Origin of the sequence: Streptomyces sp. NPDC052114 (genome assembly GCF_040680155.1) — a bacterium.
GTDB lineage: Bacteria > Actinomycetota > Actinomycetes > Streptomycetales > Streptomycetaceae > Streptomyces.
Genome location: NZ_JBFAWC010000010.1, coordinates 136,892 through 150,248 on the forward strand (window position 1 = coordinate 136,892; position 13,357 = coordinate 150,248).

Here is a 13,357-nt window from a genome sequence, read left to right on the forward strand (position 1 = left end):
CCGGAGTGCGTGAAGACGTGCTCCGGGCCCTGCGCACCTCAGCGCCGGTTCAGCCCCCTCTTCACCTTCTTCGCCGACGCCGAGTCACCCAGCGTCTTCCACAGCTTGTCCGAGCTCAGGGACGTGTAGACGCCGGGGGCGCCCTGCGCGCCGCAGCCGTCGCCGTACGAGACGACGCCGACCAGGATCGGGGCCTGGCGGCCGGGGACCTTGCGGAAGATCGGGCCGCCGCTGTCGCCCTGGCAGGAGTCCTTGGTCTCCACGCCGGCGCAGAAGTTGACCTTGGAGTCGTACTCCTTGTAGCTCGTCCTGCACTCCGCGTGGGAGAGGATCGGGACCTTCACCTGGCGCAGGCGGTCCGGGGTGTGGGGCAGTTCCGTGTCCGTGTTGCCCCAGCCCGCGACCGTCGCCTTCTGGCCCGGGCGGATCAGCGCGTCGGTGCCCTGCGTGGGGAGCGCCACGGGGGAGATGCCGCGCACCGGCTTCTCCAGCTGGAGGAACGCGACGTCGTACGCCTCCTGGCCCTTGAGGTAGCGCGGGTGCACGAGGACGCCGCCCTTGGCGATGTTGCGTATCTGGCCCTGCTTGGACGAGAGGACCGTGCGGCCCACCGCGACCTGCAGCGTCTTCGGCTTGACCGGCTTGCCCGCCTCGTCGACCAGGCAGTGCGCCGCCGTCGCGATGGTGTCCGGCGTGACCAGGCTGCCGCCGCAGAACTGGCGGTCGAGCGCGCTGCCCGGACCCTTGTCCAGGAGTGCCGTCATGAACGGGTAGGCGTCGTTGGAGACTTCGGTGCCGCCGATGATCGCGTGCGCGGCGGGCGCGGAGGTGGCGACCATCGCCAGGGCGGCGCCGGTCGCGGCGAGCCCTGCGGCCACGGACGTGGACACGGACTTCTTGGTCTTGCGTGCGGAAGTTCTCATGGGGGGTGGATTCTCTTTCGTACGACAGGAATTGCGGTACTTGAATTCGCTCTGCATCTCGGTGCGTTGCGGGGTGGTGCGTTGCGGTGCGGTGCAGCGCGCTGCGGTGCAGGGCAGTTGTGCGTGCGAAAGGTCCGGACCAGAGTGGCGGTCGGACAGCAACTCGGGTGGTCAGCCCGTGAATTGGTCAGGTGTTCAACCAATTCGTCTTCCCGTCATTCCTCGCGAACCTTCGCGCGGAATGTGAGAGGGGGAATGGGGCGGGTGGGTTCATTGCGGTGGGTGCGTCCGTGGCTCCGCCGTGACAGGCTGCGGCGCGGCAACTCCCGTACCGGTGGCGACAGTTCCGGCATCACGTGCAATTCGCCCAAAACGTCGATACCGCCTCGCCGTGCCCCACTTCGCCCCCGCATTCACCCCTCAGGGTTGCGTGGATCCTGCGGAGAAGCCGCGACCTTTCCGTGCGGATGCCCGAAACGCGGCCGAATCTCTTCGGTCGGTCCCCGCCCCGAGGTGTAGCAGGCGGGAACCGGGGCCACCCCTTCCGGCGTCCCCCTTCTCGCCGATGGATCACGGTGTGGCCCGGCGAGGGCCGTGTGTGAGGTTGGTGGGGGCTCTGTCACCGGGCCCCGCGCCGCCCGTTGTGCAAAGCGTCGATCTTCGCGTACGCACACGCACGTGAACTCCTGCGGCCCAGGAATGACCGTGGAACCGGGTGGAACCAGAGCGCGCGGATTGCGCGTGGATAACGATGGCGGCTGTGAGCTTCGCGATCTTTAACGCGCCTTGAGGGGCTTATGTGCTGCTGATACGGTGCGATGACTTGACACTGGCTCCGGGGCTGAATAGCCCGCCCGGGGCGAGCGGGGGACGTCGCGCGAGCGAGAGAAGTCGCGAGCGCCACAGATCATCGCGAGTGTCACGGATGACGGAAATTGACCGAATCTTCTTGGGCGTGCGGGGAGCAGTTGCGTGAAGATCCAGGAGCGTACGGGGGCGGGCAACAACCGTTCTGCCGCGCCGGCTCAGCCCGGAGTCGGTGAGCGCCTTCCCGCGCCGCCTCGCGAGCGCAAACCGGCACTGGCCGCGCTGGCCGTTCTCCTCATCCTCGTCGGCGCGCTCGGCGCCACCGTGCTCGTGCTGCGCGCCGGTGACCGCGTCGAGGTCGTGAAGGTGACCAAGGAGATCCCGGCGGGCGAGTCGCCCGTCGAGGGCGAGAACATCGCCTCCGTGATGGTCGCCGAGGACACCTCGATCCACTACGTGAAGTGGGAGCAGCGCGGCGCCCTCACCAAGCTCAAGGCCAAGAGCACCATCCCCGGTGGCGTCGTCGCCGTCGGCGAGATGTTCGGCGCCAAGAGCGGGCTGCCCGCCGGAAAGGCCTCCGTGGGCCTCTCCCTCAAGGAGGGCCAGTACCCCTCCGACCTGAAGGCCGGCGACACCGTCTCCGCCTTCCCCGTCGTCTCCGGCACCTCCACCGGCAAGGGCACCGGCAGCGGCACCTCCGGTACGCCGCTGGTCGCCTCCGCCAAGGTGAACACCATCGCCGCCAAGAGCGACGCCACCGTGAGCACGGGCAACCTGAGCATCACCCTCCTTGTCCCGCAGGAGGAGGTCGCGGCTCTGGCCAGCGCGGCGTCCGAGGGCAAGGTCGTCGTCGCGCGTGTCTCCGATTCCGGCAACTAGAGGCGAGTAGAAGAGACATGGCGCTCATCGCTCTCGCCGCCGACAAGGGGTCTCCCGGCGTCACCACCGCCGCCGTCGCGCTCGCCGCCGTCTGGCCGCGCCGCGTGCTGGTGGCCGAGACCGACCCCGCGGGCGGCGACCTGGTCTACCGCAGTGCCGCCGCGCACGGCGGACCGCTCAACCCCAACACGGGCATGCTGTCGATAGCGGCCACCGCCCGCCGCGGCCTCGTGCCCGACCAACTCTGGGACCACGTCCAGCCGTTGAGCGGCGGCCTCGAGGTTCTCGTCGGTCTCGGCGTGGCCGAGCAGGCCGCCGGGCTCGCCGGGCTCTGGCCCACCCTCGGCCGTGCCTTCTCGCAGCTCGCCGACTCCCCGCACGCGCCCGCCGACGTCATCGCCGACTGCGGACGCATCAGCGGTGACACCCCGGCCGTCGAACTGTTCCCGCAGGCCGCGCTCGTGCTGCTCGTCTCGCGCACCGAGCCCGAGGCCCTCGCGCGCGTCCGCGACCGTGCCGCCGCCCTCGCCGCCAAGCTGCACGGCGGGCCGCGCGGCGCCGCCACGCTCGCCCAGCCGCTCATCGGCGTCCTCCTGATCGCCGACCCCTCCACCTCGGCCAAGCTCGTCCACCAGGTGAACGAGATGCTGGCGGCCGCGCAGACCGGCGCCCGCGTCGTCGGCACGCTCGCCGACGACCCGGCGGGCGCCGACCAGTTGGCCGGCCGCAAGCGCGGACGGCTCGACAAGTCGCTGCTGATCCGGTCGGCCCGCAAGGTCACCGTCGACCTCTACCAGCAGTATGGCGCCGCCTGGACCAACCCGGTCGCGCAGCAGCCCGGGGCGGGCCGATGAGCACGCCCGTCGACCACCAGCTGGTCAAGCGGTTCCGGCAGGACGCCGGTGACCGCATCGCCGAGCAGCGGCGTCTCGACCAGGTCTCCGGCGTCACCCCGATGTCGGGCGAGGACGAGCGGCACTACGCCCGCGCCGTCATCGCGCAGATCCTGGAGGAGTACGCGCGCGCGGAGATCAACGCCGGGCGCACCCCGCTCGACGCGGAGACCGAGGAGCAGTACGCGGCCGCCGTGCACGCCGCGCTCTTCGGCGTCGGGCGGCTCCAGCCGCTGCTCGACAACCCCGAGGTCGAGAACATCGACATCAACGGCTGCGACCAGGTCTTCGTCGGATTCGCCGACGGCCGCGAGACCAAGGCCGACCCCGTCGCCGAGACCGACGAGGAGCTCGTCGAGCTCATCCAGGTGCTCGGCGCCTACTCCGGTCTGTCCTCGCGCCCCTTCGACTCGGCGAACCCGCAGCTCGACCTGCGCCTGCCCGACGGCTCGCGTCTGTCGGCGGTCATGGACGTCACGCGCCGCCCCGCGCTCTCCATCCGCCGCGCCCGCATGGGCAAGGTCTTCATGTCCGACCTCGTCGGCAACGGCACGCTCACCCCGGAGATCGGCCACTTCCTGGCCTGCGCGGTCCGCGCCCGCAAGAACATCATGATCGCGGGCGCGACGAACGCCGGAAAGACCACGCTCCTGCGGGCCCTCGCCAACGAGATCCCGCCGCACGAGCGCCTGGTGACCGTCGAGCGCGCCCTGGAGCTAGGCCTCGACACCTTCGCCGACCTCCACCCGAACGTCGTCGCCTTCGAGGAGCGCCTGCCCAACTCCGAGGGCCAGGGCGAGATCTCGATGGCGGAGCTGGTCCGCCGCTCCCTGCGTATGAACCCCTCCCGCGTCATCGTCGGTGAGGTGCTCGGCGACGAGATCGTGACGATGCTGAACGCGATGTCCCAGGGCAACGACGGCTCGCTCTCCACGATCCACGCCAACAGCTCCAGCGAGGTCTTCAACCGCATCTCGACGTACGCGCTGCAGGCCTCCGAGCGGCTGCCCATCGAGGCGAGCCAGATGCTCGTCGCGGGCGCCGTCAACTTCGTCGTCTTCATCCAGCGGCGCAACAACTACCAGTCCGGCGGCAAGCTCCAGCGCATGGTGACCTCGGTCCGCGAGGTCAACGGCGTCGACGGCCGCGTACTGTCCAGCGAGGTCTTCGCGGAGGCGCCGGACGGCCGTGTCGTCGCGCACGCGCCGATCGCCTGCATGGACGAGCTGGCCGCGTTCGGCTACCGCCCCGCCGGGCAATGGGGGTGAGCACGACATGAACTCACTGGGCTCCATGGGCGGCCTGTTCTCGCTGCCCGTCCTGTACGCGCTGGGCTGCGGCGTCGCCGCGGGCGGCGGTCTCGCGCTGCTCGCGCTCGCGATCCGCGGCCTGCCCGTCAAGCCCGCGCACGAGAAGAACCGGGCGAGCGAGCGCGCGAGCGAACTGATCCGCTTCGTCGGCCGGCGCGGCTCGGCGGCGATCGGCGTGGGCCTGGTCGTGCTGCTCCTGACCCGCTGGGCGGTGGCGGGCCTCGCGGCCGGCATCCTCGTCTTCTTCTGGGACAAGCTCTTCGGCGGCGCGGCGGAGGAGCGCGCGCAGATGCGCCGCGTCGAGGCGCTGGCCGCCTGGACGGAATCCCTCCGCGACACCATCGCGGGCGCGGTCGGCCTGGAGCAGGCCATCCCCGCGTCGGCCCGTGCGGCGGCGCCGGTGCTCCGTCCGCACCTGGACGCCCTGGTGGACCGCCTGCGGGCGCGCACCCCGCTCCCCGAGGCCCTCCAGGTCCTCGCCGACGAGATCGACGACGCCTCGGCGGACATCATCGTCGCGGCCCTGATCCTCAACGCCAAGCTGCGCGGCCCCGGCCTGCGCCAGGTCCTCGGCGCGCTCGCCAAGTCGGCGCGCGAGGAGGTCGACATGCGCCAGCGCGTCATGGCGCAGCGCGCGTCGACCCGCCGCTCGGTGCAGATCGTCGTGGCGGTCTCGGTCGCGTTCGTCCTCGGCCTGTCCATCTTCAACCGCGAGTTCGTCGCGCCGTACGGCACGGCGGTCGGCCAGCTCGTGCTCGCCATGGTCTGCGCGCTGTTCGCGCTGGGCTTCTGGTGGCTGCGGAAGCTGTCGACGGTGGAGACGCCGGACCGCTTCCTGATCAAGGACGAGCCGGGCGTGCAGTTCGTGCGCCCGCGCGGCGCCGGCGGTGAGCAGGCGGCCGTCGGCCAGGACCAGGCGCCGCAGTTCGGCCGGCCGGGCGCGACCCAGCAGGTCCCGGGCTACACCAACTCCTCCGAGGGGGTACGTCGATGAGCCTGACGACGCCGATAGTGATCGGCGCGGTGCTCGGCCTCGGCATCTTCGCCCTCGTACGCGCCCTGATGCCGTCGAAGCGCAGCGCGGTCGCCACGGTGGCCCGCATCGACGCGATGCGGGCGCGCGGCGCGGCGTACGAGTCGCAGCGGGCCACGGCGGACACGGAGAGCCCCGGCCGGTTCGGCACCATGCGCTCGCGCGTGGGGCAGCGGGTCGCGGAGTTCTACCTCCAACAGGGCTGGGAGCAGCGGTCGTTGCGGGCCGACCTCGCGGTCCTTGACCGCAGCTGGGAGAAGTTCCTGGCGACGAAGGTGCTGCTGGCCGCGGTCGGCGTGTTCTTCGGCCCGTTCCTCTTCGCCGTCATCTGGACGCTCGGCTTCGGCAAGAGCCCGATCATCCCGGTGTGGCTCGCGCTGATGTTCGGCGCGCTCTTCTTCTTCCTGCCGGACCTGGAAGTACGCAGGGACGCGGCAGACAAGCGGCGCGACCTGCGCCGCGTCATCGGCGCCTATCTGGACCTGGTGTCGATGAGCCTCGCGGGCGGCCGTGGCCTCCCCGAGGCGCTCATGGCGGCGGCGGAAGTCTCCGACGGATGGGCGACGCAACGTATCCGAAGCGCTCTGGCCGACGCCCGCATCACCGGCGTCAGCCAGTGGCAGGCCCTCGGCTCGCTCGGCGAGGAACTGGGCGTCGAAGAGCTGAAGGACCTGTCGGCGTCTCTGGCGCTGGTGGCGGACGACGGCGCGAAGGTGCGCGAGTCGCTCGCCTCCCGCGCGGAGACGATGCGGCACCGCGAGCTGGCCGAGATCGAGGGCAGTGCGGGCGAGAAATCCCAGTCGATGCTGGTGGCGCAGCTGCTGCTGTGCGCGGGGTTCCTGGTCTTCCTGATCTTCCCGGCGGCGATGCGCGTGTTCCAGGTCTAGCGGCAGCGATCCCACGACGACGGGGCGCCGGCGACAACGGGGGCCGGCGCTTTTCCCCCCACCGAATCTGAGAGGACACCTCATCATGGACGGAATGAACGGACGCAACTTCAGCACCGGGATCCCCGGTCTGGACTTCATGATCACCTTCCTTCAGGGCCGCGTGCAGCGCGCCCGCTCCGGAGAGCTGGACCGGGGCGCTTCGGCGGTCGAGTGGGTCATCATCTCGGCGGTCGTCGTGGCGATCGTGGGGGTGGTGGCGGCGGTGATCAACGCGGCGCTCAAGGGTGGCGCCGACAAGGTCAGCGACTGCATCAAGGGCGCCGACGCAGGCAGCACCTGCTGATCCGCGGCACGCGAGAGAACTGACGACCGGCGGCCGCCGACGGGCCGCCGCTGACCGGCAGCTGAGGACATCGGAAGGACGACGGGGGTTCGGGTGCGGAGAATGCGTGGATTCGTGCGCCGCAGGGTGGAGGCCGCCTCCACCCGCGGCGAATCCGGCATGACCGCGATCGAGTTCGTGCTGCTCACTCCGGTGCTCTTCTTCATGATCTTCGCGACGGTGCAGTTCGCGCTGTACTTCTTCGCGGACCACGTCGCCCAGGCCGCGGCCCAGGCGGGCGCGCGCAAGGCCCGTGCCACGGCGGACGAGAACCCCGGCGGCTGGCGGGGCGAGGCGGGCGACGTCGCGGACGCCTACATCCGCCAGCTCGGCCCGAAGCTGGTGCTCGGCCCGAACGTGAAGACCATCCAGCCGGAGCAGAACACCGTCGGGGTGGAGATCACGGCACGCGTGCCCACGGTCTTTCCCGGACTCGACCTGACGGTGCACGCGGAGTCGTCGGGACCGGTGGAGCGGTTCGTGGAAGAGGGCGGCTGATGCGGAACGTACGCGACGTGCGGGCCGAAGCCCGCAGACGGGTACTGAGCGCTGCCCGCGGTCGGTGCGGTGACGGCCGCGCACTGCGGGGCGGCCGAGACGCGCGGGACGGCCGCGGGCTGCGGGGCGGCCAAGACGCGCGGGACGGCCGCGGGCTGCGGGACGACCGCGGTCTTTCGACGGTCGAGGTCGTGATCCTCGCCCCCGTGATGATCCTCTTCATCCTGGTCCTGGTGGCCTTCGGTCAGCTCGTCGACGGCCGGGGCGCCATCGACGGCGCGGCCCGGGACGCGGCACGCGCGGGCTCGATCCAGAAGGAGCACGGCACGGCGATGGCCGAGGCGAGGAAGGCGGCGCGGGCCGATCTCGCGGACGTCTGCTCGGGCCCGGTCTCCGTCGTCCAGAAGAGCGACGGCTTCGACCCCGACGTGGACCCCTTCTTCACGGTGGAAGTGAGCTGTGAGGTCCGGGGACTCGCGATGCTCGGCCTGGACATCCCCACGACGCTGGAGGCCAGCTTCAGCTCCCCGCTCGACCCGTACCGGAGGTCGGCGTGACGCGTCCTTCCTGTGAAGCCGTCGTACGCGACTGGATCGCGTCCCGCCGCGCACGCCTCGACGACCGGGGCTCGGGCGCCGGAGCCGTGATCATTTTCGCGATCGTCTTCCTCACGCTGTCCGCGTTCGTGATCGACGGCGGCCTCTCCATCTCCAAGCGCGAGCGGGCCGCCGACATCGCGGAGCAGGCCGCGCGCTACGCGGCGCAGGATCTCGACACCGAGGGCATCTACGAGGGTGCCAAGGGCGCCCCGATCAACTACCAGAACTGCGGCGCCCGGGTCCGCGCCTTCGTCGAGGAGGCCGGTCTCATCGCCTCCGACGTGGCGAACACGCACTGCGTGACGGCGAACGCGCAGCAGGTCGAGGTCGAGGTCCAGATGACCTACAGCCCGGTGTTCACGGGCATGTTCTACGGCGGGGACGTCACCGTGAAGGGCCGTGCGGCCGCGGAGAACGAGGTCGGCTGAGGCAGGACGAGGCCCTCCCTCGCCGACCCCGGCGGGGCGGGCGTCACTCCGGCTTCCATGGGGGGGGGCCGTCACTACGTAGGCGAACCGGGCCCGCAGTCGGTATCCGGCTGTCTCCCGGGCGTCATCCGGCCCCAACCCGTCCATCGGGTCTGCCCCTCCCTGATCGCTGGAATCACCTTGCTACGTAAGGGCTTTGTGGGGTGGAGGTGGGGCGGTGTCGCCTTGGGGGAGGGGCGGCAACCGGCGTGTGCGTCGGCTGATCACACGTATTGATGATGAATTTCCGCCTATGCCAGGCGGGATTGCGCCCGGCCGCGACGGCCTTCCGGGCTGCGGCGCGGGGGTTCTGCCGCGCCGGACATGGCAGGGACGGCTCCGGTGCGACTGGACCATGGTGGTCGGCGTGACCTTCGCCTGAGTGCCCCCACCCTCCAGGAGACCCGAGTGAACCGCCCTGCCCGGCTCGTCGCGGCCGTTCTCACCACGTCTGCGGTGCTTTTGCTGTCCGCCTGCGGTTCCGGAGGAGGTGACGTGGGTTCGGACAAGATCAAGGGAGCGGAGCAGGCCGTCACGGACAGCCCGTCTGCCTCGCCCGCGACGGAGTCGGGTGCGAAACGCCCCACGATCACACTCCCCAAGTCCTTTCGGACGAACTTCGAGGGCTGGACGACCGGCGACCCGAAGCTCCAGTCGATCCTGGACGACGGAAAGGAACGGCTGCGCGCCGGATACGCCGCCATCATCGCGGGCAGCCCGCAGGACAGTTCGCTGACGTTCTTCAGTACGGGTGCGGCCCTCAAGTCCGCCCCGCAGTGGGTGAAGACCTACGAGGGCCTCGGCCTCAAGGGGAGCGTGCGGGTCTTCGACCCCGAAGTCCACATCAGCAACGAGGGCTTCGGTGTCCTCTTCTACTGCGTGGACGAGGCCAAGGCGTTCACCCGGAACAACAGGACGGGCAAGGTCGAAGGAACCCCGGAAGGTGACGACCCGACGGTCCAGTACCGCACGCGGCTGGGCAAGAGCGCCGACGGCGTGTGGCAGACCTCGGCCGTGGAGACGGAACGAGGGGGCTGCCGCAAGTGAGTCTCGGCCGACACACCGCTCGTGGAGTCCTGAGGCTGCTCGTGACGGCCGCCGTGTCGCTTCCCTCCGCCGCCCTGGCGATCGGCGGGGGAGGGGAGGAGTCGACGGGCGGGCACAGGCCCGGTCAGTCCGTACACGGCGCCGCCTCCGGCCGCTCGCTCATGGCCTCCGTCTCCCACTCGAAGATCAGGCTCAGCTACCCCGGCGGCCGTACGGCCAAGGCCTCCGTGGGCGCGCTCACCGCTGTGGACCCCGACTGGCGGCCCCCGGCGTGCTGGTACGAGCCGGTCTTCACGCCACGGCAGCTCAAGGACGCGGTCGCGACCGGCGAGGGCGGGCTCGTCAACGCGCACGTGTGGTGGAGCAACGGCCTCTGGGTGGACCACTACGAGAAGGGAGAGGCGGACAGCGGCGTCGACCTGAACCCTTCCGGGGACTCCCGCGCCGACGGCTACGAGAACTACAACCTCGGCAAGAAGGGCATGTTCTGGCGCAGCACGGTCCGCGAGGGCATGTACCAGGACTCCAGGGCGTGGGACTGCGGCCGCATCATGTTCTGGCAGGACGCCGGCACCGTGCCCAAGGACAAGAACGCCCCCACGCCGGAGACCCTCGCGGCCTTCGCGTACGACAGGATCAAGGTCCCGGACACCGAGGTCGAACTGCGGCCGCGGGGGCGGTCGACGGTGAACCTGCCGACCTGGGCGTGGCTGGACAAGGGGACGTTCAGGGACGTCACGGTCCGCGCGGACCTGCCCGGCACGGGCCTGTGGGCGGTGACGACGGCCCGCCCGGTGGCGCTGCACCTGGAGCCCGGCACGGGGGACGCCGAGACGCATCCCGCCTCCGGGGACTGCGGGATCAACGAGGACGGCAGCATCGGTACGCCGTACAGCAGGGGCGCGGCCGAGGCGGGACCGCCGCCGTGCGGCATCAGCTATCTGCGTGCCACGGGCGGCCGTCCGCACCAGCTGAAGGCGTCCATCACCTGGGGCATTTCCTGGCGGGGCACAGGGGGAGCGAGGGGTGACCTGCCGGACGGCACGTTCGAGACGTCCCGTGCCATGACGGTCCAGGAGATCCAGTCCGTCAACCGTTGATCGCCGTCCACCGCTGATCGCCGTGTGAAGGGAGCGTACGTACCGCATGGCCGCCAGGCTGAGGGTCGACGGCACCGAACTGGACAGGTTCGCGAGGCTGTTGAACAAGTCGAACGATTCGCTGAAGGGCCTGCGCAAGGCTCTGTCCGAAGCCACGGTTTCCGGGCTGGGCACGGATGATCTCGACAGCGCCTGTGAGGACTTCCAGGACGACTGGAAGTACGGGACGGAACAGATCGGCGAGCAGACCGAGGACCTCGCGAAGATCATCAACAAGAACAAGGAAAGCTACTTCGAGGTCGACAAGGCCTTGGAAGAGGCGATGAGGAAATCCAGGGAGAAGGCTGAGTCCAAGCGTGGCGGGGGCGGGAAATGACGGTCACGCCGAGGCTGGAGGGTGACCCGTACGGGAAGTCCCCCGCGGGCAGGAACGCGGATCTCCCCGAAGGGCTGAAGTCTCCGCCTGTCCTGCCGGAGCCAGGCCGAGAGGTCAAGAATCCGGACTATCCGGCGCTCGGTTTCAATCCGGTCCCGGGGGATCGCGACACGGTCAGGGCCCTCCACAAGAAGCTCGTCAGCTGCGCCGAAGTCCTCGACGACACCCACGCAGTGGTCACGAAGCTGATGGACGGCAGCTACTGGGAGGGTGACGCGGCGGTCGCCTATCGGGAGCAGTTGCAGGACGGACCGTTGCCGAAGAACCTTCAGAACGCGGCGAATTCGATCGGCAGGGCCGCTCGGCAGCTGTCCCGTTGGGAAGGCGAGTTGGAGGGCCTCCAGTCCCGTGCCAAACGGCTGAACGAGGACGCGAAGGACGCGCGTGAGGCTCTGCGCAAGGCGAAGGGCGCCGCGGAGACGGCGGGTGACGATCCGGACCTGGACGGGAAGCAGGGGGCGGGCCACGACAGCGCGAAGAAGGCGCTGACGCGGGCCAACGCCCGTGTGGAGGACGCGGAGGCGGAGCTGGAGCGCATCCTCGGCAGGGCGCGGAAGCTCGCCTACGAGCACGAGGAGAAGGCGGGCCGGCGAGCCACGAAGATCCGTGACGCCACGGACGAGCTCGCCCCGCACGAGCCGGGCTGGTTCGAGTCGGCACTGGACTGGGTCAAGGAGAACCTTCCCGACATCCTCAGCACGGTCGCGGCGGTGGTCGGCCTGGTGGCGCTGTTCGTGGTGTCGGGCGGGACGGCGGCGGCGGTGCTTTTGCTGGCTGCGGCGGCGTTGAGTGCGGGGGCGTTGGCACTGCGCGTCACCCAGGATCCGGACGTATGGGCGTCCCTGAAGGACGGGTTCACCAAGGGCGAGCTTGACCAGGACTTCTGGAGCAACCTGGTCACGGTGGGCGGGGACGCACTCGGGGCCGTTCCCGGGCTGGGAGCAGTGGCCAGGGGCGGGGCTGCTGCGGTGCGCGGCATGGGGGAAGCGGTGACGGTCGGCCAGAAGTTCGCCCGATTCGGGGGCGAGATCATGGACGGGGCCAAGTCCGTCTCCAGTCTGGAGAACGCCCTGCTCGCATCGACGATTCGTGGGGCGCGCGCCGAACCAGTCATCAAGACGGTGCAGGTCACCTCGACTTCATTGGGTGCAGCCACAGCAGCTACGGGTCTTGGGATGAAGATGGCCGATGCCGATGACGACGGAATCAAGGGAGGCGCTGTGGCGGGTATCGATGGTGCACGGCTCGGCGTCGATGGTGGTGGAATCGTGGATATCGCGCGGCACGTCTTTGGCCGGTAGGTTCTCGCTCAGAGGGATTGATTCGCATGCACCCAACTGAAGTTCGAGTCGCGTGGGATCATTCGCCGACGCGGCGCGCCTGGATTCTGCACATGGTCACGATCCCCTGCAGATTGGTTGGCTGGGGCGTGGTGTGGATTGCGTGCCTGGCGGTGCCGGTCTCTTTCCTGTCGCCGGTGTATTTCGTGCTCTTCATTCCGTTGATGTTGTACGCGACCTACCGCGCCGTGCTGCAAATCGGCTACTTCCCATGGTCGATCAACATCAAGCGCGTGCTCCAGCAGTACCCGTGGCAACTGCTCCACGACGTCCCGCGCGGTAGGACCAAGCACCCGCGCGCGGACGAGGACGAGCTCTGGTACGAGATTCCCAACCCGGACAAGCCGGAAGAGGGGGTTCCCCTTCTTTTCCTGGCCAACATGCGAGTCCTGTGGTGGGTCCGGCGCTTTGGTACGAACAAGACCAAGCCGGAGCTCAAGGGGCAGATCGAACCCCTGTGGTTCGCCGGTGACCCCCGCTTCTATGCGGTGGTCGCCGCCCCGGGGCGGGGTGGCAATGCCCCGCGACGGCTGCACTTCCTCTACCAGCGTTCCGCCCGCTGGGACACCCGGGTTCCCACGGTCGACTGGAACGCCGACCCCGTCGCCCTCGACCGCGCCCGCCGCGCAGGCGCCCGCGTTCCCGAGCCCGCGCACCCCCAGTCACCGCCCCGCTGAATCGAGCCGTCAGCCGTCAGCCGTCAGCCGTCAGCTGCCCGTCGCCGTATCCGCCTCGTACGTAGGGGACATCGCC

The 13,357-nt window shown here is 70.0% G+C and carries 15 protein-coding genes; 14 read left to right on the top strand and 1 reads right to left on the bottom strand.

Annotated elements, in window-relative coordinates; genetic code table 11:
- Positions 1 to 38 precede the first annotated feature (38 nt).
- Complete coding sequence (locus tag AB0L89_RS22985) at positions 39 to 923, bottom strand: serine protease (RefSeq protein WP_365143762.1); 885 nt, start codon at positions 921 to 923, stop codon at positions 39 to 41.
- A gap of 972 nt (positions 924 to 1,895) precedes the next feature.
- On the opposite strand from AB0L89_RS22985, the gene AB0L89_RS22990 reads away from it, so the two are divergent.
- The 14 genes from AB0L89_RS22990 (at position 1,896) to AB0L89_RS23055 (ending at position 13,281) form a co-directional block, all read left to right on the top strand.
- Positions 1,896 to 2,609: a hypothetical protein gene (locus tag AB0L89_RS22990; protein ID WP_365143765.1), complete on the top strand. Its 714-nt coding sequence runs from the start codon at positions 1,896 to 1,898 to the stop codon at positions 2,607 to 2,609.
- A 17-nt stretch (positions 2,610 to 2,626) separates the two neighbouring features.
- Positions 2,627 to 3,463: a hypothetical protein gene (locus AB0L89_RS22995; protein WP_365143767.1), complete on the top strand. Its 837-nt coding sequence runs from the start codon at positions 2,627 to 2,629 to the stop codon at positions 3,461 to 3,463.
- Positions 3,460 to 4,770, top strand: a complete 1,311-nt coding sequence (locus AB0L89_RS23000) for an ATPase, T2SS/T4P/T4SS family (RefSeq protein ID WP_365143770.1) — start codon at positions 3,460 to 3,462, stop codon at positions 4,768 to 4,770. The genes AB0L89_RS22995 and AB0L89_RS23000 overlap by 4 nt, the downstream gene beginning before the upstream one ends.
- A gap of 7 nt (positions 4,771 to 4,777) precedes the next feature.
- The gene (locus AB0L89_RS23005) at positions 4,778 to 5,806 is read left to right on the top strand and encodes a type II secretion system F family protein (RefSeq protein WP_365143773.1); all 1,029 of its coding nucleotides are present in this window, start codon (positions 4,778 to 4,780) and stop codon (positions 5,804 to 5,806) included.
- Entirely contained in the window at positions 5,803 to 6,732 is a 930-nt protein-coding gene (locus tag AB0L89_RS23010) for a type II secretion system F family protein (protein WP_365143776.1), read from the top strand. Before AB0L89_RS23005 ends, AB0L89_RS23010 begins: the two co-directional genes overlap by 4 nt.
- Before the next feature lie 94 nt (positions 6,733 to 6,826).
- On the top strand, positions 6,827 to 7,078 hold the full coding sequence (locus AB0L89_RS23015; RefSeq protein WP_055698677.1) for a hypothetical protein: 252 nt from the start codon (positions 6,827 to 6,829) through the stop codon (positions 7,076 to 7,078).
- A gap of 102 nt (positions 7,079 to 7,180) precedes the next feature.
- Entirely contained in the window at positions 7,181 to 7,615 is a 435-nt protein-coding gene (locus tag AB0L89_RS23020; RefSeq protein WP_365143780.1) for a TadE family protein, read from the top strand.
- Between the two features lie 119 nt (positions 7,616 to 7,734).
- Positions 7,735 to 8,172 (top strand): TadE/TadG family type IV pilus assembly protein, encoded by a 438-nt coding sequence (locus AB0L89_RS23025; RefSeq protein WP_365144275.1) that lies wholly within the window; start codon positions 7,735 to 7,737, stop codon positions 8,170 to 8,172.
- Positions 8,169 to 8,642 carry a pilus assembly protein TadG-related protein gene (locus tag AB0L89_RS23030; protein WP_365143783.1) on the top strand — a complete coding sequence of 158 codons (474 nt, stop codon included), beginning with the start codon at positions 8,169 to 8,171 and terminating at the stop codon, positions 8,640 to 8,642. The genes AB0L89_RS23025 and AB0L89_RS23030 overlap by 4 nt, the downstream gene beginning before the upstream one ends.
- Before the next feature lie 534 nt (positions 8,643 to 9,176).
- Positions 9,177 to 9,728, top strand: coding sequence for a hypothetical protein (locus tag AB0L89_RS23035; RefSeq protein WP_365143786.1), 552 nt, complete (start codon positions 9,177 to 9,179; stop codon positions 9,726 to 9,728).
- Positions 9,725 to 10,828: a hypothetical protein gene (locus AB0L89_RS23040; RefSeq protein ID WP_365143789.1), complete on the top strand. Its 1,104-nt coding sequence runs from the start codon at positions 9,725 to 9,727 to the stop codon at positions 10,826 to 10,828. The genes AB0L89_RS23035 and AB0L89_RS23040 overlap by 4 nt, the downstream gene beginning before the upstream one ends.
- 46 nt (positions 10,829 to 10,874) lie before the next feature.
- Entirely contained in the window at positions 10,875 to 11,204 is a 330-nt protein-coding gene (locus tag AB0L89_RS23045) for a hypothetical protein (protein WP_365143792.1), read from the top strand.
- Positions 11,201 to 12,565, top strand: coding sequence for a putative T7SS-secreted protein (locus tag AB0L89_RS23050; protein WP_365143795.1), 1,365 nt, complete (start codon positions 11,201 to 11,203; stop codon positions 12,563 to 12,565). Before AB0L89_RS23045 ends, AB0L89_RS23050 begins: the two co-directional genes overlap by 4 nt.
- A gap of 26 nt (positions 12,566 to 12,591) precedes the next feature.
- Positions 12,592 to 13,281, top strand: coding sequence for a hypothetical protein (locus AB0L89_RS23055; protein WP_365143798.1), 690 nt, complete (start codon positions 12,592 to 12,594; stop codon positions 13,279 to 13,281).
- Positions 13,282 to 13,357 lie beyond the last annotated feature (76 nt).